Annotated in this window: 32 protein-coding genes; 12 read left to right on the top strand and 20 right to left on the bottom strand. The window is 75.6% G+C overall.

Annotated elements, in window-relative coordinates; all coding sequences use genetic code 11:
• Window positions 1–35 precede the first annotated feature (35 nt).
• The 5 genes from ACFVXN_RS06195 to ACFVXN_RS06175 form a co-directional block, all read right to left on the bottom strand.
• Window positions 36–371: a VOC family protein gene (locus ACFVXN_RS06195; protein WP_389228932.1), complete on the bottom strand. Its 336-nt coding sequence runs from the start codon at window positions 369–371 to the stop codon at window positions 36–38.
• 104 nt (window positions 372–475) lie between these two features.
• Window positions 476–988 carry a hypothetical protein gene (locus ACFVXN_RS06190; protein ID WP_389228929.1) on the bottom strand — a complete coding sequence of 171 codons (513 nt, stop codon included), beginning with the start codon at window positions 986–988 and terminating at the stop codon, window positions 476–478.
• A 146-nt stretch (window positions 989–1,134) separates the two neighbouring features.
• The gene (locus ACFVXN_RS06185; RefSeq protein WP_389228926.1) at window positions 1,135–1,914 is read right to left on the bottom strand and encodes a DUF4184 family protein; all 780 of its coding nucleotides are present in this window, start codon (window positions 1,912–1,914) and stop codon (window positions 1,135–1,137) included.
• 89 nt (window positions 1,915–2,003) lie between these two features.
• A complete protein-coding gene (locus ACFVXN_RS06180; RefSeq protein ID WP_389228924.1) occupies window positions 2,004–2,420 on the bottom strand; it encodes a DoxX family protein in 417 nt (138 codons plus the stop codon).
• Window positions 2,421–2,495: 75 nt separating this feature from the next.
• Window positions 2,496–3,905 (bottom strand): MFS transporter, encoded by a 1,410-nt coding sequence (locus ACFVXN_RS06175; protein ID WP_389228921.1) that lies wholly within the window; start codon window positions 3,903–3,905, stop codon window positions 2,496–2,498.
• 75 nt (window positions 3,906–3,980) lie between these two features.
• Between ACFVXN_RS06175 and ACFVXN_RS06170 the strand changes: the two genes are divergently transcribed.
• Window positions 3,981–4,658, top strand: coding sequence for a TetR/AcrR family transcriptional regulator (locus ACFVXN_RS06170; protein WP_389228918.1), 678 nt, complete (start codon window positions 3,981–3,983; stop codon window positions 4,656–4,658).
• Between the two features lie 22 nt (window positions 4,659–4,680).
• Here the strand turns inward: ACFVXN_RS06170 and ACFVXN_RS06165 are convergent, their stop codons facing one another.
• The 4 genes from ACFVXN_RS06165 to ACFVXN_RS06150 form a co-directional block, all read right to left on the bottom strand.
• A complete protein-coding gene (locus ACFVXN_RS06165; protein ID WP_389228915.1) occupies window positions 4,681–5,031 on the bottom strand; it encodes a hypothetical protein in 351 nt (116 codons plus the stop codon).
• 444 nt (window positions 5,032–5,475) lie between these two features.
• Window positions 5,476–6,186 (bottom strand): helix-turn-helix transcriptional regulator, encoded by a 711-nt coding sequence (locus tag ACFVXN_RS06160; protein WP_389228912.1) that lies wholly within the window; start codon window positions 6,184–6,186, stop codon window positions 5,476–5,478.
• A 40-nt stretch (window positions 6,187–6,226) separates the two neighbouring features.
• Window positions 6,227–6,622, bottom strand: coding sequence for a nuclear transport factor 2 family protein (locus ACFVXN_RS06155; RefSeq protein WP_389228909.1), 396 nt, complete (start codon window positions 6,620–6,622; stop codon window positions 6,227–6,229).
• 68 nt (window positions 6,623–6,690) lie between these two features.
• On the bottom strand, window positions 6,691–7,416 hold the full coding sequence (locus tag ACFVXN_RS06150; protein WP_389228906.1) for an alpha/beta fold hydrolase: 726 nt from the start codon (window positions 7,414–7,416) through the stop codon (window positions 6,691–6,693).
• A 91-nt stretch (window positions 7,417–7,507) separates the two neighbouring features.
• Between ACFVXN_RS06150 and ACFVXN_RS06145 the strand changes: the two genes are divergently transcribed.
• The 5 genes from ACFVXN_RS06145 (at window position 7,508) to ACFVXN_RS06125 (ending at window position 11,576) form a co-directional block, all read left to right on the top strand.
• A complete protein-coding gene (locus tag ACFVXN_RS06145; RefSeq protein ID WP_389228903.1) occupies window positions 7,508–8,227 on the top strand; it encodes a helix-turn-helix transcriptional regulator in 720 nt (239 codons plus the stop codon).
• Window positions 8,224–8,673 (top strand): MarR family winged helix-turn-helix transcriptional regulator, encoded by a 450-nt coding sequence (locus ACFVXN_RS06140; protein WP_389228900.1) that lies wholly within the window; start codon window positions 8,224–8,226, stop codon window positions 8,671–8,673. The genes ACFVXN_RS06145 and ACFVXN_RS06140 overlap by 4 nt, the downstream gene beginning before the upstream one ends.
• The gene (locus tag ACFVXN_RS06135; RefSeq protein WP_389228897.1) at window positions 8,670–9,653 is read left to right on the top strand and encodes an alcohol dehydrogenase catalytic domain-containing protein; all 984 of its coding nucleotides are present in this window, start codon (window positions 8,670–8,672) and stop codon (window positions 9,651–9,653) included. The genes ACFVXN_RS06140 and ACFVXN_RS06135 overlap by 4 nt, the downstream gene beginning before the upstream one ends.
• Window positions 9,654–10,604: 951 nt before the next feature.
• Window positions 10,605–10,862: a hypothetical protein gene (locus tag ACFVXN_RS06130; RefSeq protein WP_389228895.1), complete on the top strand. Its 258-nt coding sequence runs from the start codon at window positions 10,605–10,607 to the stop codon at window positions 10,860–10,862.
• A 141-nt stretch (window positions 10,863–11,003) separates the two neighbouring features.
• Window positions 11,004–11,576 (top strand): VanZ family protein, encoded by a 573-nt coding sequence (locus ACFVXN_RS06125; protein ID WP_389228893.1) that lies wholly within the window; start codon window positions 11,004–11,006, stop codon window positions 11,574–11,576.
• Here the strand turns inward: ACFVXN_RS06125 and ACFVXN_RS06120 are convergent.
• Window positions 11,573–12,256, bottom strand: a complete 684-nt coding sequence (locus tag ACFVXN_RS06120; RefSeq protein ID WP_389228890.1) for an SDR family oxidoreductase — start codon at window positions 12,254–12,256, stop codon at window positions 11,573–11,575. The genes ACFVXN_RS06125 and ACFVXN_RS06120 overlap by 4 nt on opposite strands.
• Before the next feature lie 66 nt (window positions 12,257–12,322).
• On the opposite strand from ACFVXN_RS06120, the gene ACFVXN_RS06115 reads away from it, so the two are divergent.
• Window positions 12,323–12,703 (top strand): MerR family DNA-binding transcriptional regulator, encoded by a 381-nt coding sequence (locus ACFVXN_RS06115; RefSeq protein WP_389228887.1) that lies wholly within the window; start codon window positions 12,323–12,325, stop codon window positions 12,701–12,703.
• A 30-nt stretch (window positions 12,704–12,733) separates the two neighbouring features.
• Here ACFVXN_RS06115 and ACFVXN_RS06110 read toward each other — a convergent pair whose 3' ends face one another.
• The 6 genes from ACFVXN_RS06110 to ACFVXN_RS06085 all read right to left on the bottom strand — a co-directional run bounded on the left by ACFVXN_RS06110 (window position 12,734) and on the right by ACFVXN_RS06085 (window position 17,108).
• Window positions 12,734–13,630 carry an oxidoreductase gene (locus ACFVXN_RS06110; RefSeq protein WP_389228884.1) on the bottom strand — a complete coding sequence of 299 codons (897 nt, stop codon included), beginning with the start codon at window positions 13,628–13,630 and terminating at the stop codon, window positions 12,734–12,736.
• Between the two features lie 34 nt (window positions 13,631–13,664).
• Entirely contained in the window at window positions 13,665–14,342 is a 678-nt protein-coding gene (locus ACFVXN_RS06105) for a uridine kinase (protein WP_389228881.1), read from the bottom strand.
• The gene (locus ACFVXN_RS06100) at window positions 14,339–14,983 is read right to left on the bottom strand and encodes a methyltransferase domain-containing protein (RefSeq protein WP_389228878.1); all 645 of its coding nucleotides are present in this window, start codon (window positions 14,981–14,983) and stop codon (window positions 14,339–14,341) included. The genes ACFVXN_RS06105 and ACFVXN_RS06100 overlap by 4 nt, the downstream gene beginning before the upstream one ends.
• Before the next feature lie 5 nt (window positions 14,984–14,988).
• On the bottom strand, window positions 14,989–15,327 hold the full coding sequence (locus ACFVXN_RS06095; RefSeq protein ID WP_389228875.1) for an ArsR/SmtB family transcription factor: 339 nt from the start codon (window positions 15,325–15,327) through the stop codon (window positions 14,989–14,991).
• A gap of 4 nt (window positions 15,328–15,331) precedes the next feature.
• Complete coding sequence (locus ACFVXN_RS06090) at window positions 15,332–16,558, bottom strand: MFS transporter (RefSeq protein WP_389228872.1); 1,227 nt, start codon at window positions 16,556–16,558, stop codon at window positions 15,332–15,334.
• A gap of 151 nt (window positions 16,559–16,709) precedes the next feature.
• Window positions 16,710–17,108 carry a hypothetical protein gene (locus tag ACFVXN_RS06085; protein ID WP_389228869.1) on the bottom strand — a complete coding sequence of 133 codons (399 nt, stop codon included), beginning with the start codon at window positions 17,106–17,108 and terminating at the stop codon, window positions 16,710–16,712.
• A gap of 116 nt (window positions 17,109–17,224) precedes the next feature.
• Here ACFVXN_RS06085 and ACFVXN_RS06080 point away from each other — a divergent pair, with 116 nt between their 5' ends.
• From ACFVXN_RS06080 to ACFVXN_RS06070, 3 genes are all read left to right on the top strand, one after another.
• Window positions 17,225–17,755: a PadR family transcriptional regulator gene (locus ACFVXN_RS06080; protein ID WP_389228866.1), complete on the top strand. Its 531-nt coding sequence runs from the start codon at window positions 17,225–17,227 to the stop codon at window positions 17,753–17,755.
• A complete protein-coding gene (locus ACFVXN_RS06075) occupies window positions 17,752–19,137 on the top strand; it encodes a DHA2 family efflux MFS transporter permease subunit (RefSeq protein WP_389228863.1) in 1,386 nt (461 codons plus the stop codon). Before ACFVXN_RS06080 ends, ACFVXN_RS06075 begins: the two co-directional genes overlap by 4 nt.
• Window positions 19,138–19,225: 88 nt before the next feature.
• Window positions 19,226–19,801, top strand: a complete 576-nt coding sequence (locus ACFVXN_RS06070; protein ID WP_389228860.1) for a hypothetical protein — start codon at window positions 19,226–19,228, stop codon at window positions 19,799–19,801.
• Window positions 19,802–20,124: 323 nt separating this feature from the next.
• On the opposite strand, the gene ACFVXN_RS06065 is transcribed toward ACFVXN_RS06070, so the two are convergent.
• Window positions 20,125–20,505, bottom strand: coding sequence for an HNH endonuclease (locus ACFVXN_RS06065; protein ID WP_389228857.1), 381 nt, complete (start codon window positions 20,503–20,505; stop codon window positions 20,125–20,127).
• A 34-nt stretch (window positions 20,506–20,539) separates the two neighbouring features.
• On the opposite strand from ACFVXN_RS06065, the gene ACFVXN_RS06060 reads away from it, so the two are divergent.
• Window positions 20,540–20,926: a YciI family protein gene (locus tag ACFVXN_RS06060; protein WP_389228854.1), complete on the top strand. Its 387-nt coding sequence runs from the start codon at window positions 20,540–20,542 to the stop codon at window positions 20,924–20,926.
• 25 nt (window positions 20,927–20,951) lie between these two features.
• Here ACFVXN_RS06060 and ACFVXN_RS06055 read toward each other — a convergent pair whose 3' ends face one another.
• Window positions 20,952–21,413: an ATP-binding protein gene (locus ACFVXN_RS06055; RefSeq protein WP_389228851.1), complete on the bottom strand. Its 462-nt coding sequence runs from the start codon at window positions 21,411–21,413 to the stop codon at window positions 20,952–20,954.
• 116 nt (window positions 21,414–21,529) lie between these two features.
• Between ACFVXN_RS06055 and ACFVXN_RS06050 the strand changes: the two genes are divergently transcribed.
• Window positions 21,530–21,916: a hypothetical protein gene (locus ACFVXN_RS06050; protein WP_389228848.1), complete on the top strand. Its 387-nt coding sequence runs from the start codon at window positions 21,530–21,532 to the stop codon at window positions 21,914–21,916.
• Window positions 21,917–21,927: 11 nt separating this feature from the next.
• Here ACFVXN_RS06050 and ACFVXN_RS06045 read toward each other — a convergent pair whose 3' ends face one another.
• Together ACFVXN_RS06045 and ACFVXN_RS06040 are read right to left on the bottom strand one after the other, a co-directional pair.
• Entirely contained in the window at window positions 21,928–22,098 is a 171-nt protein-coding gene (locus ACFVXN_RS06045; protein ID WP_389228845.1) for a DUF1059 domain-containing protein, read from the bottom strand.
• Between the two features lie 68 nt (window positions 22,099–22,166).
• Complete coding sequence (locus tag ACFVXN_RS06040) at window positions 22,167–23,204, bottom strand: EAL domain-containing protein (protein ID WP_389228842.1); 1,038 nt, start codon at window positions 23,202–23,204, stop codon at window positions 22,167–22,169.
• Window positions 23,205–23,262 lie beyond the last annotated feature (58 nt).

Here is a 23,262-nt window from a genome sequence, read left to right as displayed (position 1 = left end):
GCCCGAAGGGCCGCCTCGGCCCGCCTCCCCCGCGCTCAGCCCACGCAGAGCTCCCGCCCGTCGGGATCGAGCAGCACGCTCCACGTCCCGTGGGAGTCGGACCGGTGCTCCACGAGCACCGCGCCGAGGGCGCACAGCCGGGTGACCTCCGCCGCCCGGTCGTCGGCGCGCAGGTCCAGGTGGACGTCGGTGACCGTCGTCGGGTCCCGGTCGGGTGCCGGCTGCACGATGAGCAGGAGGTCGTGGGAGCGGACGTGCACGAACCCGTTCCCGCCGTCGACGGCGACACCTGCGAGGGCGGCGGCCCAGAACGCCGCGGTCCGTCCGGGGTCGCGGCTGTTCATGGTCACGGCGCTGAGGGCGAGCGGCATGCCCCTGACGCTAGGCCGCGGGTGCGTGGGACGCCCGGGACCTCGGTCGGTCACGCAGCGCGGACGCCCCGACCGGAGGCCGGCCGACGGGCGTGCGGTCCCGGTCAGAAGTGGTAGGTCGGCGTCCGCACGAGGGTGCCGTCCTCGAGGGGGAAGTCGATCCTCGTCTGCCGGATGTCCGTGAGCAGCCGGATCCGCACCTCGCCGGCGAACTCGTCGTCCGCGTCGCTCCCGTGGCTCTTGAGCGAGCTCATGCCCCCGTGGGGCGGCGTCCGGAGCCCGAGGGGGCGCGGCCAGTCCGACGGGCCGTACGCCGCGAGGTCGCGCGGGATGAACCAGGCCGTGGCGGTCCCGCGGGCGTGGTCCACCCCGGTGATCCGCATGCCGACGCCACGCCACACCGCGAAGGTCCGGACCCCGAAGACCGCGGACGCCTGCGCGCAGGGCACGCGCTCCACCACCGGGTCGGACGACAGGTCGGGCTGCCAGGCGCCGCTCCGGTCGTGCGCGCCGCGGTGCACCAGGAGCGCCTCGGGGCTCACGACCCGGACCTGGTACGTCACGTCGTCGAGCGTCGCGAAGTGCCCCTCCATCAGAGGGTCCGAGGTGATGTCCACCCAGGTCACGGTAGTCGGGCCCTCCCGTCCTGCACGCCCCGGCGATGCTCGCCGACTGCGGGCACTACCCGTGGGTCGAGCAGCCGGCCGCGTTCCGCGAGCGCCGCTCCTCCGGGCTGTCCCGCTCGCTCGCGCCGTGCCGTGCGTCACGTGCGACGCAGTGCCACGGCCACCCGACCCCGCGTGGACCACCACAGCGACGCCGCGACGAGGACCGCCGCCGCGAACGCCGCCAGGCCGACCTTCGCCGCGCCGGACAACGTCGCCTCGAGCCCGGAGCCGGCGCTGCCCGAGCCGCCGAGCACCGCCCCCGTGGCACCCGCGACGACGAGCGCCACCACGACCGCGACCCGCGACCGGTCGAGCGCCAGCCGGCCTCCCCCGCGGTGCCACGCCCGGACGGCCCGCGCGGCCCACACGACCAGGACGAGCAGACCGGCGGCCGTGCTCAGGTGCTGCAGGACCCGGCCTGCGGGCACGTCGCCGACCAGCGGCTCGCGGAACCACGCCACGTGCTGCACGATCACGCCGTCGCCGTGGGTGAAGGCGTCCCAGACCACGTGGGTCAGGACGCCCAGCACGAGCGAGAGGGCGACCCAGGCACCCCGGACCGCGATGCCGGAGTGCGCCCGTGACTCCCCCGCCGGACGCGCGTCCCGTCCGAGCAGGGCGCGCAGCGGCCCCCGGAGGAGGTGCCACAGCCCGAGCAGGACCGCTGCGGTCGGCACCGCCACCGTCAGGGCCCCGGGCCAGGCGTGGGTGGTCGTGGCGTTGACGAACGGCTCGTACCAGGCGTCGGCCGACCTGGTCACCGGGACGAAGTACGGCACGTCCGGGCTCAGCGCACCGGCGACCAGGGCAGCGGGGACGAGTGGACGGCGAGCCAGCGGGAGGACGGCCGCGGGGTGGGCGAGCGTGAAGGGCACCGGGACATGGTGCTGGCGACGACGACGCGCGGTCGTCCACCTGCGGTCGGATCCTGCCGTTGCGGTCGGCCCTCGGTCGCGACGGCTCCTCAGGCTCGCCGCGGCCGGACGGGGGCGACCGGAGCCACCCGCCACCGCAGCCAGGCGACGCTCAGCGACAGGACGATCAGCGCGGCGTTGAGGGCCAGACCGTCGGTGTCGCCCGCGGTGACGTGGAACACCACCGCGCCGGCCTGGAGCAGTGCGCACCCCAGCGCCGCCCAGACGGTCAGGCCCGGGAGGATCCGGGTGAGCGTCGGCAGCAGCACCCCGATCCCGCCGATCACCTCCAGGACGCTGGCGGTGACCACGAGGCCCTGCGGGATGTCGCCGAACTGCTCGACCACGTCCGCGTAGGGCGTGACGAGCTTGTACGCACCGCCTCCGGCGAAGACGAGCACGACGAGGAGCTGGGGGATCCACACGAGCGGGGTGAGTCGGCGTCGGGCGGGAGCGGCGTCGTGCACGTGGTCCTCCGGGGCGGGGCGGGGTGGGTCGGTCGGGATGCGTCGGGCGGCGAGGTGAAGGTCGGTGCGACCCGGTCAGTGCTCGAGGTCGGCGACGGCCGTCCTGGGCAGCAGCGGGACGGCGAGCAGGCAGAGCCCGATCAGCCCGAGCAGGGCCAGCAGCGTCACGGTGACGGCGTCGACGTCACCGCGGGGCAGCACCGCCAGGAAGATGCTCGTCACCAGGGCGGAGCCGACGCCGTTGGCCACCTGCTGCACCGCGCTGAGCGACCCGCTGGCGGACCCGGCCTCCTCGGGGTCGACGTCGCCGAGGGCGGTGTTGAAGATCGAGCTGAAGCAGATGCCCGCCCCGAGACCCATGAGCAGCGTCGCGATCGCCATCTGCCACCACGCCGCGCCGGTCCCTGCCGTCTGGACGACGAGGAGCATCGTGGCGATGCCGGCCAGGACCGCGACCAGCCCCAGGACGACGAGCCGGCGCGCGAGCCGGGCGATCAGGGCGGCCGCGACCCCCGACCCACCCATGATGCCGACCGTGAGCGGGATGAGGTTCAGCGAGGTCTGGGTGGGCGTGTAGCCGAGTCCGAGCTGGAAGAACAGGGAGATCACGTACATCAGCCCGCTGAACCCGGCGAAGACGAGCAGGCCGACGACGAGGCCGGCGGTGAACCCGCGGTTGGCGAGGAGGGTGCGCGGCAGCAGCGGGTCCGCGGTGCGGGCCTGGCGTCGCACGAACGCGGCGAACACGGCCAGCCCGAGGACGATGGCGCTCAGCGAGACCGCGTTCCACCCGGCGCTGGAGCCCTCGATGAGGCCGTACAGCGCCCCGAACAGCGCGACCGCGAGCAGCACGCTGCCGAGGACGTCGATGCGCGTACCGGGGTGGGCGGGCACCGCCGGGAGGTACCGGACCGCCAGGACGAGGGCGAGCCCGCCCAGCACCACGTTGATCAGGAAGATCGGGCGCCACCCGAGCCCGAGCAGGTTCGCGTCGATGAGCACTCCCCCGAGGATCGGGCCCGCGACGGCGAACACGCCGAGCATGGGGGCGAAGACGCTGAACGCCTTCTGCAGCATCGGCTTGGGGAACGTGGCGGTCATGATCGCCATGCCCTGCGGGATGAGCAGGGCCCCGAAGAGGCCCTGGACGGCCCGCGAGGTGATCAGCATGCCGGGCGAGAGCGCGAGCCCCGCCGTGGCCGACGCGATCACGAACCCGCTCATCCCGATGAGGAAGGTCCGTCGCTGGCCGAACCTGTCGCCGAGCCTGCCGCCGAGCACGAGGAGCGATCCCAGGGCCAGGGCGTACGCGGCGCCGAGCCACTTGATGAGGCTGTCGTCGGCTCCGAGGTCGGCGACGATCGACGGCGCCGCGATGTTCGTGATCGTGGAGTCGATGAGGTCCATCGCGTCCGCGAGGAGCACGACGATCAGGATGAGCCACACGCTCCGTGCCGTGATGGTCGGAGTCTGGGTCGTCGTCATGGCGGCCCCCTTTCTGGAGACGAACGGAATCGTAGCGAACATGTTCGTCACGAGCAACGATGGTTCAATGGGCGCATGAGGCGCCCCGAACCGGTCAGCAGACGAGACCGCCCCGCGAAGCCCCCGTTGTCCCGCGCGGCGATCATCGACGCGGCGATGGAGCTCGTGCGGCGGGAGGGGGCGGCGAAGCTGACGATGCGCCGCCTGGCCGCCGAGCTCGACACCGGCCCGGCCTCGCTGTACGTCTACGTGCGGAACACGACCGACCTGAACGCGCTGCTCATCGACCGGCACCTCGCCGACCTGGACCTGCGGTGGGACGCCCCCGAGCCCGCCCGCGAGCGCCTGTACCGGGTGCTCAGCGACTACACGCACCTGCTGTCGCGCCAACCCGCCCTCGCGCAGGCCGCGCTCGTCACCTGGCCCGAGGGGCCGCACTACCTCGACCTGCTGGAGCTGCTGCTCCGGCTGCTGCACGACCTCGGGCTCGAGACCGCGGTGGCCGCGCGCGCCGTCGACCTCCTGCTCCAGCACGCCACGGCCTCCGCCGCCGAGTGGGCCGGGCACGCCTCGGACGACTCCCAGGAGCTGAGCGACCTCGAGTCGACGCTCGCCGCCGCGGACCCGGTCCGCCATCCCACCCTCACCGCGGCCGGGCCGGCGGTCTTCACCGCGGGCAGCCCGGACGAGCGCACCGCCTGGGCGGTCGGCGTCCTCGTCGACGGCATCCTCGCCGGCGCGGCGTCGTCGTGAGGCGTCCGCGTCGGACGAGAGGTCACTCCCGGCAGTCGATCGGCTCCCCGTCGTCGAACCAGACCGGTGCGTCGGCGGTGCCGCGGAGGTCGAGGTGCGCGACCTCGCCGTCCCACGCGAGCGCGTACGCGCCGCGCGAGACCGGCGCGTAGCCGTCGTCGGCGCTGTACGTGCCCACCCGCACCGGGGTCGTCGCACCCGGGGCCAGGACGGCCACCGTGCCTCCGCCCAGGCCCTCGAGGACCGCGACCCGGCAGCCGCTCGCACTCGCGGGGTCGAGCACCCGGAGGTCGGACGAGAACGAGCCGGACCAGAACACGACGACGGCCGCGCACCACGCGACGGCCACGACGAGCGCCTTGCGCGCGTTCACCGGCCACCGGACGGACCAGCGACGGCTCCCGGCGCGCGCGCCGACGTCCTGCGCCCGGAGCTCCGCCAGCGCACCGAGGACCGCCCCGGTGCTGCCGAGCGAGGGCCGCCCCGGCGTAGGTCGGCTGCACCACCAGGTCGCCCAGGACGACCGGCAGGCGGTCGGTGAGGGCCCACCGGGCGACCGGCAGGGTCGTCAGGAGCAGCGCACCGGCGGACCAGCGCAGCGTGCGGGCCCGGCGGTGCCAGCGGGCCGCGCTCGCGGGGTCGTCGGGCAGCGCGGATGCGGGGGCGATCAGCCACCCGGCACCCGTCGAGGCATCCACGCGGCGCACGCTAGGCGGTGCCGCACCCCCGCGTCCGGCACGTCGGCGGGGACCGGCGCGATCGCCGCAGGACCTTCACCGGAGTCCCTCGCGGGTGACGCGCCGGCACCGCCGGCGGCTCACGCGAGGCGCCGGATCGGCCACCGTGCCTGGTCGGCCTCCAGCAGCGCGGGGTCGCGGTCCGGCGCGACCTCGTCGAGCAGCTCCAGCCGGGTGATCCGCTCGATGCGGAAGCCCCTGATCGCGTCGCGCAGCCGGCACCACCCCACGAGCATCCAGGTGTCCGCCCCGCGCAGGAGCCCCATCGTCTCGACGTCGCGCACCGTCGTCGCCGGGTCGCCGTCGCCCGCGTCCTCGCCGACGTAGGTCAGGCGGACCACCCGCCGGGCGGCGATCGCGTCGGACAGCATCCCGAGGGGGACCCCGCCGTCGGTCGGCACGGCGGCGTCGATGACCTGCATCCGCCCGAGCAGCTCCTGGACCGGCGCCCGGTGCTCCTCCCCCATCACCGCCGCGATCTTCGCGCGGGCACGGCGGGTGGCCGCCTGGTACGGCGAGGAGTCGAGCAGCGCCAGCCCGGCGAGCACGGCCAGCGACTCGGCGGCGGTGAGGTTCAGCGGCGGCAGCGAGTACTCCGGGAGGATCGCGTAGCCGCCGGTCGCGCCGTGCTCGGCGTAGAGCGGGACGCCCGCCAGCTGGAGCGACCGGATGTCGCGCTCGATGGTGCGGGTGGACACCTCGAGCTCGCGGGCGAGCCGAGCGGCCGACCACGGTCGACGCGCTCCACGGAGCAGGTCGACGAGGGCGTACTGCCGCTCGGCTCGCTTCATTCGGCCAGGGTGCCAGAGGTGCGGGCGCCGGTCGCGCCGCTCAGGACCGCATGCTCCGCCGGCCGCCCACGGACCAGACGCGTCGGACCCGGCCGTCCAGGTCGAAGTCGAACACGTCCACGCCCCCCGCGCGCGTGCCGCCGGACTCCACGTCCCAGAGCAGCCGGCCGTGGTCGCCGTCGATCGCATCGGCGACCGGGGTGAACACCACGTCCGGGTTCTGGCCGTGCCACCAGGCGAGGTACCGCGCGAAGTCGTCGGCGGTGCGGATGTCGTCCGCCGGGGTGGAGCCGTCGGGCTCGGTGACGGCGAAGTGGATCCGGAAGTCGTCGGCGCAGATCTGGCGGGCGATCTCACCGTCCGTGTTCCACATGGTCAGCCACAGGTCCAGCGAGCGGCGGGCGGACGGGGTCGAGGGGTGCGTGGTCTCGGTCATGCGTCCAGGCTCGGACGTCGGTGCGACAACGGTGTGTCGGTGTTCCGACCGGCTGCCGGCACGCCCGCTCACGACGCCGCGGCGGCGATCACCCGCGCGAGGTCGGCCGGGCGGCTCCACATCGGCCAGTGCCCGGTCGGCAGGTCGACCACGTCGACGTCGTGGAGGCGCGCGACCTCGGCGAACACCGGGTGCCCGGCGCCGGCGAGCTCCATGACCTGCGCGCCGGGCAGCGAGCAGCAGACCAGCGTCGTCGGGACCCGCAGGCGGGCGTCGTCCGTGAGCTCGACCGCCTGCCGGAGCACGCCGACCGGCTCCGGGACGGCCCGGGCGCGGAACCGCTCCAGCGCCGCGTCGTCGAGGCCGTCCAGGGAGGCCTGCTGACCCAGCGCCTCGAAGGGCGGCAGCGGCAGCTCGCCGACGGCGTCGGGGGCGAGCACGGTGCCGGGGGCGACCGGCCCGCTGTCGACCCAGACCACTCGCCGGACCTGCTCGGGGTGCCGGTCGAGCACGAGGCTGACCGGGGCGTTCGCGCCGCTGTGCGCCACGACCACCACGGGTCGCCCGGCGCCCGTCTCGTGGATCGCGCGCTCGACCGCCGCCACCTGGTCGTCGAGGGTGGCCGAGGCTCGCTCGGCGTCGGTCGCGTCGAGACCGGGGAGGGTGAGCGGGACGGCGTGCCGGCCCGCTGCGGTCAGGTGGTCGACCACCTCGTCCCAGGCCCACGCCCCCAGCCAGTGGCCGGGGACCAGGAGGATCGTCGTGCCGTCGGTGGGCTCGGTGTGGTTCGTCATGGGGCGATGCTCGCAGCCCCTGCGGACACCGGTGTGTCACGATCTCTGACATGAATTCGACGGGTTCGACGGGTTCGACGGGGCCGTCGAGGTGAGGCGGGTCGAGCGGCTGCACGCGCTGACCGAGATGCTGCGCCGGTCCGGCCCCCGTGGCTGCACGGCCGACCGGCTGGCCGCCGAGTTCGGGGTGTCGGTGCGGACCGTGAAGCGGGACATCGCCGCGCTCGAGAGCAGCGGCGCGCCGGTCTGGTCGCGCCCGGGACCCGGCGGCGGCTACGGGCTCGCCGCCCGGGCCACCCTCCCGCCGGTCAGCCTGTCGCCCGCCCAGGCGGTGGCGCTGCTCGCCGCCGTCTCGGCCGCCCACGACGCCCCCTACGCCGACCTGGCGACCGCCGGGGTCCGCAAGATCCTCGACGTGCTCGACCCGGTGACCCGCAGGAAGGCGGACGAGCTCGCCGCCCGGGTCTGGGTGGACGCGCCCCCGCCCGCCTCCCGCGCGATCCGGTCGGCGCTCGAGGAGGCGATGGCCGAGCAGCGCGTGCTGCGGATCCGCTACGGAGCGGGCGACGGCGGGACGACCACCCGCGACGTCGAGCCGATCATGTTCGGGTCGCGCGGCGGGCGGTGGTACCTGATCGGCTGGTGCCGGCTGCGCGGCGCCGTCCGGTGGTTCCGGGTCGCGCGGATCGAGCGCGCCGACGTGACGGCGGCGCCCTGCGGCGACCACGGCGTCGACGAGGTGGGCACTCCCCCGCCGACCGCGCGGTCGGTGCGGCATCACGATTCCGGGGAATATACTTCCGTGTCATGAAGTCGACGCGCGGCACGCAGTTCCTCGACGCCCTCGTGCGGTACGAGACGTACCTCTGGAACCATCTCGACCACTGTCTCGCCGAGGCCGACGAGGTCGCGCTCTCGACCCTGTCCGCCCTGCGGGTGGTGCGACGGCACGCCGGAGAGTGCCGGGTGCAGGACCTGCGCGCGGACCTGGGCATCACCGTCGGCGCGGCGAGCAAGCTGGTGGACCGGCTCGAGCGCGACGGCCTGGCAGTGCGCCGCCCGCACCCGCACGACCGCCGGTCGTCGCTCGTGGCGCTCTCCCCCGCCGGCGAGGCTGCGCACACCTCGGGGGTGGCGGTCGTCGACGCCGCGCTGGCGGAGCACCTGGCGGACGCGGTGGGCGTCGACGAGGCCACGGACCTCCTGACCCGCCTGATGGCACGGCTCGGCGCCCCGACGACGGGGGTGTCCCGATGACGACGATGCGTGCTGTGGTCGTCGACGAGCCCGGCGGCCCGGAGGTGCTGCGGGTGCGCGACGTCCCGGTGCCGGTCGCCGGCCCGGGCCAGGTGCTGATCCGCGTGCACGCGTTCGGGCTCAACCGGTCCGAGCTGCACTTCCGCCGCGGGCAGGCCGCCACCGGGTCGTTCCCGCGGATCCCGGGCATCGAGGCCACCGGGGTCGTGGCCGCCGACCCGAGCGGGGCGCTGCCGGTCGGCACCCAGGTCATGACGATGATGGGCGGGATGGGTCGCACCTTCGACGGCGGGTACGCCGAGCTCGTCGTGGTGCCCGCCGGCCAGGTGGTGCCGTTCACCAGCGACCTCCCGTGGGACGTCCTGGGCGCCGTCCCCGAGATGCTCCAGACCGCCCACGGGACGCTCGCGGTCGGCGTGCGGCCCCAGGCCGGGCAGACGCTCCTCGTCCGCGGCGGCACGTCCTCCGTCGGTCTCGCCCTGGCCGCGCTCGGCCGGTTGCAGGGGCTGACCGTGCTGTCGACGACCCGGCGACCCGGGCGCGTGGCCCTGCTCCAGGAGGCGGGAGCGCACCACGTGCTGGTCGACGACGGCCACGTCGCCGACCAGGTCCGGCGGCTGGTGCCGGGCGGGGTCGACGGCGCCGTGGAGCTGGTGGGGACGAACGTCATCGGCGACACCCTGCGCGCCGTGCGCCCCGGGGGCACCGTGTGCTTCACCGGCATGCTGTCGGACGAGTGGGCGATCCCCGACTTCTACCCGATGGACTGGATCCCCAACGGCGTGCGCCTCACCGCGTACTCCGGCGAGGCCGCCGACCTGCCCGCGCCCGTGCTCCAGGCGTTCCTCGCCGACGTCCGGCGAGGCCGGGCGCGCGTCCCCGTCGGCCGGGTCTACCGGCTGGACGACATCGCCCGGGCGCACGCCGACATGGAGGCCGGGGTCGTCGGCGGCAAGGGCGTGGTGCTGGTGCGTCCCTGACCTGCCGGGCAGGCGCGCGGGGGCTCGACCGGTGCGGGCTCCTCGACCGGTCCCCGGAACCTCACCGGCGGGCCGGTCGACCCGGCTCGCGTGACCGGTGTGCCGTGGACGCGCGCTCGTGGCTCTGTCCTGGGTCCCGGGGGCCGCGCCCCCCCCGGTCGAGCAGTCGACGTCCAGCCGTGCGGGACGAGCCTCGTCGTCGCCGTACGAGAGGGACACGCCCTGCAGCGTCAGGCTCGCTGTCTCCCCGTCCCACGTGAGGGTGTGCGTCCCCAGCGTGACCGGCGCGTGACCGGCGTCCGCCAGGCGGCCCGCCATCCGCGACCGGATCGCGCCGGCGGGGGCGACGTGCACGCTGACGGCGCCGGACATGTGCTGGACCACGACCACCCGGCAGCCCTCCGCGCTCACCGGGCGGAGCATGGAGGCGTCGGCGAGGCCGAGCCCGAGCTGGAACGCGACCAGCGCACCCGTCCACCCGGCGACCAGCAGCGCGAGCTTGGCCGCGTTGACCGGCCACCGGATGATCCGCCGTCGGCTCCCCTCGGGGGCTCCCGCCTCCTGCGCGGCGAGGCCCGTCGCGGCGGCGCCGACCGCGACGACCGTCCCGACCAGGGCGACCGCGGGTCCCACGACCACCGGGCCGACCACGACCGTGCCGAGGACCACCGGCACGTCGACCTCCGCTGCCCACACCGCCACCGCGACCGCCAGGAGCAGCAGCAGCGCGGCGGACCACCGCAGGACGCGCGACCACCGCAGCAGGACCGTGGACCGGTGCGGGTCGGTCTGTCCGAGGGCGTGCATGCGGCGAACGCTAGGTCGCGGCGGTGGGGCCGCACGGACGGTCGCCGCCGTCTGAGCAGGACCTCCACCCCGCCCTCGCGTCGTCTCGACCCCACCCGCCCGGATCCCGGACGGCGCGACGACAGCGCCGGTACCGTCGCCCTCGTGGAGACCCAGCCGACCCGTGACGCCGAGCCGACCAAGCCGTGGTGGCAGATGACGCGCACGCCGGCCCCCGGGTTCTGCCTCGGTGCCCTCTGGCTGCTGCTCGGCGTCCTGCGCTGGTGGGGGCTCGACCCGGACCGGGGGTGGGTCGAGCCCACGATCGCCGCCCTGTTCACGCTGCTCGGGCTCGGCTACCTCGCGAGCGCGGCCGCCACCGTGCGACGGCGTGGCGCGACCCGGCCGTCGTCCGGCGGCTGACCCGCAGCCGACGGTCGGACACGTCGGTCGACCACGTCCGACCACGGGTGGATGCCCGGACCCGCTGGTCGGTGCCACGGTGGCACGTCGCCGGGTCACGCCGGCGCGTCACCGCACCCGCGTCCGAGAGGTCCGTCCCGCGTGTTCCGCCAGGTCCCCGTCCTGCCCGTCGTCGTCCCCCTGGCCGCGCTGGTCGCCGCGGTGCTCCTCGCGGCCCTGGCCCGGCGCGGCCGGCTCTCGGCACCGCGCGCCGCGGTCGCCCTGGCGCTGGGGGTGTACGCGGCGGGGATCGTGGCGAACACCGTGTTCCCGATCTTCCTGGACAAGCCTGCTCGCGCCGGAGGCTGGATGCACCACCTGACGCTCGTGCCGCTGGCCGGGTACCAGGTGGACGACGCGCTGATCAACGTCGCGGTGTTCCTGCCGCTGGGGATGCTGGTGCCGCTGCTGACCGCCCGGCCCTCGTGGCGGCGGACGCTGCTGGTCGCGGCGGCCATCAGCGTGGGCATCGAGGCCACCCAGTACGTCACGGCGCACGTGCTCGGCGGCGGGCACCTCGCCGACGTGAACGACCTGCTGTTCAACGTCGTCGGCGGCGCCGTCGGGTACGGCGTGCTCGCGGCGCTCGTGCGGGTCCCGGCGGTCGCCGGGGTGGTCGACCGGTTCCGCTGGGCGGACGCGCCCCGCGCCGCCGCCACCCCGGCGCCGGTCTAGAGGAACCGGGCGTAGAACGCCCGCGGGTCCTCGGCCAGCGAGGCCTTGACCATCGCGCTCCACGCGTCGACGACCACCTCGATCTCACCCTGCGCGGTGGCGTCGAGCACCGTGCGGACGACCTGGGCGGGGTCGGTCTTCGGGCCGTCGATCGCCCGCGCCATGTCGGTGTCGGCCAGCCCGAGGTGCACGGAGGTGACCTGGGTCCGCTGCGCGGCCAGCTCCAGGCGCAGGGCGTTGCTCATGTTCCAGTTCGCCGCCTTGGACACCGCGTACGCGCCGGCGCCCGGCGCCGCGAACCACGACAGCGCCGAGGCGACGTTCACGATCGTCCCGCCGCCGTTGGCCGCGAGCACCGGGGCGAAGGCGCGGACCATCGACAGCGTGCCCCAGAAGTTGACGTCCATCTCGGCGCGCACCCCGTCGAGGTCGCCGAGCAGCGGGGACCCGGTCGAGATGCCGGCGTTGTTGACGAGGAGGTCGACGTCCCCGGCGAGCTCGGCGGCCGCCGCGACCGCCTCCGGGTCGGTGACGTCCAGGGCGAGGGTCCGGGCCCCGGGCAGGTCGATCGAGGCAGGCTCGCGGGCCGCGGCGTAGACGGTGGCGCCGCGGGCGAGCAGCTCGGCGGCGAAGTGGTGGCCGAGGCCGCGGTTGGCCCCGGTGACGAGTGCAGTGGTCATGTCTGGCACGCTAGGACCTCACGCTGACGTCAGGGTCAAGTCCGGGCGACGAGTCGGGGGTACGCGGTGCGGATCGGGGAGGTCGCCGCGCAGGCGGGCGTCAGCGTCCGCGCGCTGCGCTACTACGAGGAGCAGGGCCTGCTGCCGGCCGAGCGCACCGCGAGCGGGCAGCGCCGGTACGCCCCCGGCGCGGTCGAGCGGGTCCGGTTCATCCAGAACCTCTACGCCGCGGGCCTCGGCAGCCGAGCGGTCCTGCGGATCCTGCCGTGCATGGAGCACGGCGTCCTCACCGACGAGATGCACGACCGGCTGCTCGCCGAGCGCGAGCGCGTCCAGGCCCAGCTCGACGAGCTCACCGCGACGCGCGACAAGCTCGACGACGTCATCCGGCTCGGGCAGGCGAACCGCACCGGACCCGGGCGTGGCCGGTGCGAGGAGTCGTCGTGACCGCCCGGTCCCCCGCGAGCGCCGGGTCGCTCAGCCCGGTCCGTCGCTGATCGCCGCGAGCAGCGGCACGACGACGTCGCTGACCGGCGTCGGGATGCCGTGCGCCCTGCCCAGGCGCTGCACCACGCCGTTGCGGGTGTCCCACTCGAGCGGCTGCCCGTGCTCGCGGTCGGCGAGGATCGACGTCCCCCGGTCGACCGGCGCGGTCTGGAACGCCTCGAGGAGCCGCTGCGGCTCGTCGTCGCCGAGGAACGCGCCCTCGGCGCGCGCGACGGCGAGGCACTCGGTCAGGTAGGCGAGCGTCAGCGCCGCGACGTTGTCACGCCGGAACATGCCGGACCGTCGGCCGGTCACCGCCATCAGCCCGGCGGCGGCGTTCTGCAGGAGCTTGCGCCAGGCCACCGTCGGGAAGTCGGCGACGGCGTCGACGGCGACCCTCGTGCCGGCCAGCGCGCTGCCGACGACCTCGGCGCCGGGGAGGTCCGGCACGGTGATCCGGGGCTCGGCGAGCAGGCGCACGGCACCGTCGGGCTGCCGCACGGCCGGGAACCAGACCACGGCGGGGAGGACGACGCTCCCCCGGACCAGCGGCGCGACCGTCCCGACCTGCTCGACGCCGTTCTGCAGCACGCACACGACGGTGTCCGGCCCGCAGAGCGCCGCGAGCCACGATGCCGCCGCGGAGGTCTGCGTCGCCTTCACGGCGAGCAGGACGAGATCCACCGGCTCCCCCACCTCGGTCGGGTCGGTGCGGACCGGACCGGGCACGACGACGACCCCGTGCTCGGACTCGAGCCGCAGCCCCGCCCGCGCCGAGCGCCCCGCGACGAACGGCGTCCGCCCGCGCTCGTGCAGCGCGGCGGCGACGACCGTGCCGATCGCGCCGGGTCCGACGACCGCGACGCGCGGGTGCGGGGCTGTGGTCATGCGGTCCTCCTGCGGCGGGGTGGGCGACTGGTCGCTACGGTGCCACACGCCCTGTCCGGTCGGTGCGGCCGACAGCGGCCGCCGCGGAGCGTGCGGGATCGATCAGCTGCGGGTGATCGAGATCCGCGTGGTCGAGGACGACGTCGGCCCGCGACCACGGCGCGTCGCTGCGGAAGTAGATCCGCTGGGCGCCGAGGTATCTCGCGAGGAGCCGGTCGTCCAGCGGGGCTCCCGCTCGCACGTGCAAGCGCCGAGCGGCTTCGTCCAGCGGGACGTCGAGGAACACGGAGTAGTCCCAGGTCGCACGCAGCTCACGGCGGAGCAGGAACGTGCCCTCCACGAGGACCAGCGTCCTCGTGGCAGGTCCCGCTCCAGCACCGCGCCGAGCTCGGTCGGGGGTCGAGTGCGCGTGGCACCGCACCGGCTCCAGCGCCGCCTGGATCAGGCGTGCGTGGTCGTACGTGTCGAGCCAGAAACCCTCGGGCGAGAACCGGCCGCGCGCGTGCCGGACCGCTGCGGGGCGGAGGTGGTCGTCCGCGTGGACGGCGGTCACTGCGTGGGTGCGGATCGCCACGGCCAGCTCGTCGGCGAAGGTGGTCTTGCCACTTCCGCCGACGCCGTCGACGGCCACGAGCGCGTCGCGGCCCCGTACCGAGTCCGAGATCGAGCGAGCGAGGTCCGCGATGACCTGTGCCCGGGCACTCGGGGTCACGGCGCCCACCGCCCGCTCGGTCGAGCGCTCTCGCCCGTCCTCCGGCACAGCACCGCCGCGTGCGGCCGGTGCCCGGGCCCGGTCCGGCGGTGGGTCTCGACGACCTCGAGGCCATGCTGCTCGAGCGCCGACCGCATGCGCGGCAGCGGCCACCGGTAGGCCGGCGCCACCACATGGTCGAACGCCTCGACCGACGCACCGTCTGCGTCGAAGTACCCCAGGAGGAGCGTCCCGCCGAGTCGCAGCGTGCGGGCGATCTCCGCGAGCGCAACCGGCATCCGCTCCGCCGGGTGGTGGATCGTCGAGTACCAGCAGAGGATCCCGGCGACCGACCCGTCGGGTTCGGCGAGCGCATCGATGTCCCCCACGTCGAACCGCACACCCGGGTACCGCGACCGCGCGTGCGCGACGAACTCGGGCACGAGGTCGACCCCGTGGACGTCCGCGCCCCGTCCGGCGAGGTGCTGCGTCCAGTGCCCCGGGCCGCAGCCCGCGTCGAGCACGCGACCGTCGACACCGGCGACCCAACGGTCGACGAGCTCGCGGTCCGCAGGGTGCGCGGCCGACACGGAGCCGAATCGGTCGGCGTACTCCACGGACCGGCGCGCGTACGCGGCGGCGACGTCCCCGGGCGAGCCCACGGCGGTCAGCGGTGGTGCGGCGGGGTGTCGTAGCGGAGGTGCTCGGCCTGGTGCAGGACGTTCAGCACGAGGGCGTCGACGTGCTCGTTGGTCAGCCGGTAGTGCACCGTCGCGCCGTCGCGGCGGGTCGCGACCAGGTGACCCGCGCGCAGCCGGGCGAGGTGCTGCGACACGCCGGGCACCGGGCGCCCGAGGCGGTCGGCGAGGGCACCGACGGAGAGCTCGCCGTCGTGCAGCAGCGCGAGGATCGCGAGCCGGGTGCGGTCTGCCAGCAGCCGCAGCACGTCGACGGCGGTGTCGAGCTCGGCGTCGGGCACGGCTGCCCGGGTGGTCTCGGCGCTCATCCGCTCAGCCTGCCACGTCCACCGCGGGCTCCGGGGTCGGCCACAGCGTGGCGGTCGCGGCGGTCGCCACGGCGCTCACCGCCGCCAGGACCAGGGCGGCGGTGCCCGGACCCCAGCCGCCCAGCGCCCCGGCGACCGGGTACGTGACGAGCCAGCAGGCGTGCGACAGCGCGAACTGGGCGGCGAACACCGCCGGACGGTCGGCGTCCGGGGTGCTGCGCGTGATGATCCGGCCCACCGGCGTCTCGGCGGCGGCCCACCCGGCGCCGACCAGGGCGAGCAGGGCGCCGACCAGGACCAGGCCGGGGGTGCCGGGCACGCGCAGGGCGGGCGCGATCGCGGCCGTGGCGACGACCAGCGCACCGCAGCCGCCGAGCACCAGCACCCGCTCGGGCAGCGACGCGAGCAGGCGTGGCAGGACCACCGCCACGGCGATCGAGCCGGCGCCGAGCGCCGCCAGCAGGAGCGCGGCAGCCCCGTCGCCGCGGCCGTGCACGTCGCGGGCGATCACCACGTACTGGACGAGCGCGTAGGCGCCGGCGGCAGCGACGGCGAGGTTCAGCGCGAGCACGGCCCGCAGCGCCGGCGTCCGGACCATGTGGGCGACCCCGCGCCGGGCGCGCGCGGCGAAGGCCGTGCGTGTGTCGTCGTCGGTGGGCGCCGGCCCGTCCAGGCGCAGCCGGGAGACCAGCAGCGCCGACGCCGCGAACCCGACGGCGGTGCCCACGAACAGGTCCGACGCGGGCAGGACGACGAGCAGCGCCGCCGCGAGCAGCGGCGACAGCAGCATCTCCAGGTCGTCGGTCAGCCGGGACAGCGACAGCGCCTGGGTGTAGCGCCGCTGGTCGGGCAGCACGCGCGGCAGCACCGCCTGGTACGCGGGCGTGTGCACCGCGGAGGCGGCCTGGAGCAGCAGGACCAGGACGTACACCTGCCACACCGACGACACCACCGGCAGCCCGAGCACGAGCACGACGCGCACCAGGTCCGCGGCGACGAGCACCGTGCGCGGGGCGACCGCGTGCAGCAGGGCCGCGGCGACGGGCGCGACGGCCACGTACGCGAGCATCTTGATCGCGAACACGGTGCCCAGCACGAGGGCGGCGCCCCCGCCCGCGAGGTCGTAGGCCAGCAGGCCGAGCGCGACGGTGGTAAGCCCGGTCCCGGCCAGCGAGATCGCCTGGGAGCCGAGCAGGCGGCGGTAGGTCGGTTCGGCGAGGGCGGAGACCACCCGACAATCCTTGCATGCTTGCGCGACCACGCAAACCCCGCAAACCCCGCAAACCCCGCGCCCGGCACCCCGCCCCTCACGCCCCTCCCCCGACGAGAGGTCACGACACGCTGGCTCGAGGTCCCGGCGGCCGGCGTGTCTTGACCTCTCGTCACCCCCACGGGTCGTGGGGGGCGTCGCGCGGGGGCATCTCGATCTCGTGGGGGGTCGCGGACCAGGTGAGGCCGAGCGTGTCCTCGACCTGCTCGGCGACCGCGTGCGCCGCCTCGATCACGTCACGGACGAACGTCGTCGCGGTGACCGGGCGCGCCGCAGCAGCCCGCAGCTCGGCGAGACGAGCCGCCAGGTCCGGGTCGGCGGTGGTCGACGGGTGCGCGGCGAGCCGTTCCGCGGCGGCCAGGAGGCCGGCGGCCTTGTCGTGCAGCATGAGCCCGAACCGCGGGATGTCGTCACCGACCGAGCGGTTCCAGCTCGCGAGGTCGGCGAGCAGACGGCAGTGCTCCAGCAGCAGCGGCCGGGCGGTCACGGGTGCCTCGTGCGGGGTCGTCACGACGACATCGTCCCGCGGTCCCGGCCGTCCGGGTCGGGACCGACGTGGGACGCCAGGTCCCCGACCGCGCCTCGCATCCGCACCTAGTCCAGTCACGACTAGGTTACGGTGGACGCATGACGGTCGAGATCTACGCGCTCAGCGTCCTGCGCAGCGCCCCGGCGCACGGCTACGAGCTCAAGGCCCGGATCCGGCGCCCGTCCATCGCGCCGGTCAACAACAACGCGCTCTATCCCGCGCTGAAGCGCCTCGAGCGCGACGGCGCGGTGACGAAGACCGTGGAGCAGCAGGAGGGGCGCCCGGCCCGCACCGTCTACACGATCACCGACGCGGGCCGGGCGCGGCTGCGCGACCTGGTCTCGACGCTCCCCCGCGAGCTCGCGGGTGACGACGAGGAGTTCCTGCTGCGGGTCAGCTTCTTCGACGAGCTGCCGGTCGACGCGCGGCTGTCCGTGCTGGGATCGCGCCGCGACGTCGTCGACGCGGCGCTCGCGCAGGTCCGGCACCTGCTCGCCGAGCCGGCACCGCCGCCCGCGCCGCAGCAGCCCCGGCCGTGGCGGCGACGGGCGCAGCAGCAGCTCGTCGACCGGTTGGAGCAGGAGCTCCGCTGGATCGACGACCTGCACGCCGAGGCGCTGCGACCGTGACCGGCCCCGCCCCAACACCGACGGCCCCGCGGCTCGGCACCGCCGCCCGCTACGGCCTGCTCATCGGCCCGGCGCTCAGCATGCTCGATTCCAGCATCGTCACGGTCGCGGTGCCGGACATCGCCCGCGAGCTCGGCGTCGGCCTCGGCTCAGTCCAGTGGGTGGTCTCGGGGTACCTGCTGTCGCTCGCCGTCGCGCTGGCGCTGACGGCGTACCTGTCGCGGCGGTTCGGCACCATGCGGGTCTACCTGGTCGCCATGTCGCTGTTCGTCGTGGCCTCGGCCGTCTGCGCGCTGGCCCCGAGCGTCGAGCTGCTGGTGACCGCACGCGTCGTGCAGGGCTTCGTCGGGGCACCGCTGATCCCCCTGGCGCTGAGCGTGCTGCTGGGCAAGGACGGGCTCGGGGGCGGCGGGTCGGTGCCGGTGTCGGCCGCGGTGGTGCTGTTCCTCGCACCCGCGCTCGGGCCGACGCTCGGTGGCCTGCTGATCGGCGCCGGCGGGTGGCGGTGGGTGTTCCTGGTCAACGTGCCGGTGGGCGCCGTCGGCCTGCTGCTCGCGCTGCGGCTGCGGGGCGTCGGGGAGCCCGCCCGGGCCGGCACCCGGTTCGACCCGGTCGGGTTCGTGCTGCTCGCGGGCGGGCTGGTGGCGACGCTGCTGGGCGCCACCCGCGGCGCCGCCGCCGGCTGGGACCGGGCCGCGCCGGCGATCCTGCTCGCCACGGGCCTGGCCGTGCTGGTCGCCTACGCCAAGTGGGCGTCGGGACGCACCGAGCCGGCGGTGCGGCTCGACGTGGTGCGCGGCACCCGGTCGGTGCTCGCCCTCGTGCTCCAGGTGCTCGCCTCGGTGATCGCGTTCGGCACGGTGTTCCTCATGCCGGTGTTCACCCAGCAGGTGCAGGGGCGCACCGCCTTCGCCACCGGGCTCGCCCTGCTCCCCCAGGGCGTCGTCATGGGGCTGGGCACCGCGCTCGGCCAGCGCGTGTCGGCACGCGTCCCGCTGCGGACGCTCGTCACGGCGGGGTTCGTGGTGCTCGCGGTGTCGAGCGCCGTGATGCTGCTGCTGGACCACGGCACGCCGCTCTGGGCCACCGCGATCATGCTGTGCGGTCGCGCCCTCGCCGCCGGGTTCGTCACGACGCCGCTGCTCACCGCGTTCCTCGCGCCCCTCGCCGAGGACGAGCTCGCCGACGGCAACACGCTCTACACGATCACGCAGCGGCTGGGCGGTTCGGTGGGCGTCAGCGTGCTCGGCTCGCTCGTCGCCACCGGGGCGGGCGGAGCCGCTGCGCTCGCGTCGTTCCACCAGGTCGGCGGGGTGCTCGTCGGGCTCGCGCTGGTGGCGGCGGTGCTCGCGGGCGTCGGGCTCACCCCCCGTGGCCGCTGACGCACGCACGGCACGACGGTGCGCGGAACGCCCTCGCGGGCACCCTCGCGGCCGGTACCGTGGCGCGGGTCACGAGGAGGGTGGGGACATGCGTCGACCGAGGAGCGCCACGGAGGACCTGCTGCGGGTGGCCTCGGCCTCGGCGGCGGGCCTGGGGGTCGTGTACGCCGTCAACGGCCTGACCCGCAAGGACGCGCACCCGACGGTGACGCTCACGGACGCCGCCTACCCCCCGCTCGCCGACCTCCACGTCGAGTCGCTGGGCGGCCCGCTGGCCGAGGTGTGGGTGTCGGACCTCACCCGGGTCGAGTCGTCGGTCGCGCGGATCGGGCTGTGGGGCACGCTGCTGCTGGTCGCCGGGTTCGTCGCGCTGCTCGCCCTGCACGCGGGGCACGCGGACCGGCGGGCGGCGGGGCGGCTGGTGGCGCCCGGGCCCTACCTCCGGGCGGCTGCCGTCGCCGCCGTGGTCGTGGCCGTCGCGCAGCCGCTGCTCCAGCGCCTCGGCGGCGAGGTGGTGCTCGCGGCGATCGGGTCGCCCCCGGGGTACGTGCCGCACGGGACAGTCGCGTGGTTCTGGCCGGCCTTGGCGGCGCTGCTGCTCCTGGGCACGAGGATCCCCCTCCGCCCGCGCCGCGCGCACGTCCCGCTCCCCCGGGCGACCTGACCCGGGCCCCGGGTCGACCCCGACGCGGACCTCGGGCGAGAGGTCACGACACGCGGGGTCGAGGCCCGGACGACCAGCGTGTCGTGACCACTCGCCCGGCGCCCGACGGGCCCGGGGCGCGGGGGCTGGTTACCCTGCGGGCGTCGCCCTCGACCGGGCGGCCCACCGAGCCCGAGGAGATCACGCCCGTGTGCTACCCCGTCACCTGCACCACCTGCGGCCGCACGACGTGGGACGGTTGCGGCCTGCACGCCGACGACGTGCTGGCGTCGGTCGCACCCGAGGCGCGCTGCACCTGCCGCTGACCCCGGCGCGGCTGCGCCCTACGGCGTCGCGGGCGGCAGCAGGTTGCTCAGCACCGCCACGTGCCGTTCGAGGAACGTCCGCTCGTCGAGCCGCTTGCGCCGGAGCCACCCCGTGACCTCGTCGTTGTGCTTGCTCGCGTTGCAGGAGCCGCACGCCGGGACCACGTTCGCCAGCGTGTAGCGGCCGCCGCGCGAGATCGGCTGGACGCAGTCGCGCTGGAGCAGCCGGTCGGGCGCCCCGCAGTACGCGCACCCGCCCCATGCCGCCACGAGGGCGTCCCACTGCGCCGGGGTCAGGTCGTTGTCGGCCGCCGCGACCCGGCGAGCACGGCGCTTCGCGTACCGTGCGCGCGTCGCCGCGGACGCGGTGGCGGACGAGGTCCTGCGGCGGGGTGGCACGCGCCGACGCTACCGCGCGAGGTGCCGCCCTAGGGTGAGGCTGCCCCAGCTGGTACGACCCCGACGGACGGAGCTCCCCGTGCAGCGCTACCTGGTCTCGTTCGACGACGGCGCGATGGACCACCTCGGCGAGGACGAGCTCGCCGCGGCGGGCGTGGAGTCCCACGCCGTCGTCCGCGAGGCGAAGGCCGCCGGGGTGTGGGTCTTCGGCGGCGGGCTGCAGCGGCAGCGGGCCGCGCTGGTCGGCGTCGACGGGTCGGTGACCGACGGGCCCGAACCCGGGGCGAAGGCGGCGGTCGGGGGCTTCGCGGTGCTCGAGGTCGAGTCGCGCGCGGACGCGCTGCACTGGGCCGGGCGGATCGCCGCGGGCTGCCGGTGCACGCAGGAGGTCCGGGAGATCATGTTCGACCCGGAGTCGTAGCCGGGGGTGCGGACCGACGCCCGGTTCAGCCCTGGGCGGCGAACACCGCCCAGACGTGCTTCGTGGTCGACGTCGCGTACCAGCCGACCTCCTGCGCGAGGCGGCGGGCGATCTGCAGCCCGAACCCGCCCGCACCCGCCGGCCGCTCCCCCGCGACGCGCGGCTCGGTCGTCAGGTCGTGGTCGGCCACGTCGAGCAGGAAGTCCCGCCCGTCGGTCTTGAGCAGCACGATCGTCGGCGGCAGGCCGTGCGTGAGGGCGTTGGTCGCGAGCTCGGACGCGACCAGGATCATCCGCTCCGGCACGCCGGCGAGGACCTCCTGCCGGGCGGCGCTCTCGGCCGTGATCTCGTCCAGCAGCTCACGGCGGACCGTCGTGAGCCCCAGCGTGTCCAGCAGCACCCACTCGCGGACGGGGCGGAACCGCTCCGGCGGCGTGGCGGCGCGGAGCCCCTCGTCGCGGGTGGTCGGGTCCAGCGCGTCAGTCATCGGGGCACCTCGGGGTCGTCGTCAGCGGGTCTGGGGAGAGCCTGCCCGGTCCGCGGGCCCGCTGCCACCCCAGTCGGCGGGCTCGCGTCATCCGCCCGGCAGGAGATACTGGGGCGATGCCTTCTCTTCCCGACGGCCCGCAGCCGGACGAGGTCGCGCACGGCCGCATCCGGCTGGACGCCTCCGACGCGCGCGTGCTGCACATGTCCGGCGACGTCGACCAGCCCGTCGTGGTCGCGGCCCGGCGCGCGCTCACGGACGAGCAGCTTGTCGACGTCGACGTGATCGACCTCGCCGGGGTGACCTTCGTCGACTCGTCGCTCATCTCGCTCGTGGCCACGATGGTGCTGAACCGCCCCGCGGGGCGCGACCCTCTGACGGTCCGGGACGTGCCGGAGCTCGCCCTGGTCGTGCTGGAGATCTCCGGGCTGCTGCCCCTCGTCGCCGTGACGGGCCGGACCCCCGGGCCGGCCGGAGCCGCCCCGGAGTCCGACGCGTCCTGAGCCCGCCTCGGTCAGGCGGGCACCATCGCGGAGCGCACCTGGGTCACCAGCGCGTCGGGGACCTCGGCCAGCCCGTGGTCGTGCCGCGCGTGCTGCGCGACCTCCGCGAGGATCTCGTTCTCGGTGCCGGTGAACGTGCGGGCGCAGCCCGGCACGACGTCGCCGCAGCGGAAAGCCTTCATGTGACGCGGTCCTCCTGGTTCGGTCGGCCCCGTCGGTCCGGGCCGTCGCGTTCCTATCGGCCCGCGGGTCAGGTCCCTGACGAGTCGCAGACCGCCAGCACGAGCGCGTCGAGCGGAATCACCCCCACCACGCCCCCGTTCGTGTCGGTGCACACCAGCGGGTCCCACCGGCGCCCGGCCGGCCGGACCAGAGCGCGGCGGGTCACCTCGACGACGGACGCGCTGGGGGCGACGGTCATCGCCGGGACCCAGTCTCCGGCGGCGTCCCGGACCTCCGTGACGAGGCCACCCGGCCCGAGGAGCACCTCGCAGTCGGCGCGGTCCTGGCCCGCGCGTGCCGTCCGGACGACGCTCGCGACGTTGCCGGTGAGCGACGTGCGCGCCGCCGTGGCACGGATCGCGGCCTCCTCGTGCGCCGGCAGCGCCGGGACCATCCGCGCCTGCGGGCGCCCCAGCACCCACCCCTGACCCAGCGGGACGCCCAGCCCGATCAGGACGTCCAGCTCCGCGCGGGTCTCGATGCCCTCGGCGAGGACCCAGGCGTCCATCCGGCCGACCAGCTCGCCGAACACCTCGACCAGCGCGCGCTTCACCGGGTCCGTGTCGATGCCGGTGATGAGCGCGCGGTCGAGCTTGACGATGTCCGGGCGCAGCTCGAGCAGCAGCTGCAGGCCCGCGTACCCGGTCCCGGCGTCGTCCATCGCCACGAGGGCGCCCGCGGCCCGCACCTGGCCGAGGACCGCCATCGCCCGACCGCCGGCGTCCACCTGCGTGTGCTCGGTGAGCTCCAGGACGACGCGCTCCAGGTCGCCGTGCCGCAGCAGGGCGTCCGCGACCAGGTCGTCGGCCAGCAGGTGCGGGTCGACGTTCACGGTGAGGAACGTGTTCGGCGGCAGGTCGGCGCGCGCGGCGACCGCCTTGGTGAGCACGCGCGCCTGGAGCCGGGCGTTCAGGCCCCACCGGTCCGCGGCGGCGAACCAGACGTCCGGGGTCGCGCGCCAGGGGCCGTCGAACCGGGACAGCAGCTCGTAGCCGGTGACGAACCCCGTCCCGAGCTCGACGACCGGCTGGGCGTGCAGCACGTGCGCGGCGGGGTCGTCGAGCACGCCGTGCAGGACGTCGCGCCACCGCGGGTCCTCGACCGGCGGTGCGGGCGGCTGGCTG

It is taken from the genome of Cellulomonas sp. NPDC058312, from assembly GCF_042880135.1.
Lineage (GTDB): Bacteria > Actinomycetota > Actinomycetes > Actinomycetales > Cellulomonadaceae > Cellulomonas.
The sequence above is the reverse complement of the archived record's forward strand: the minus strand, read 5'-3'. Positions and strand labels throughout refer to the sequence as shown.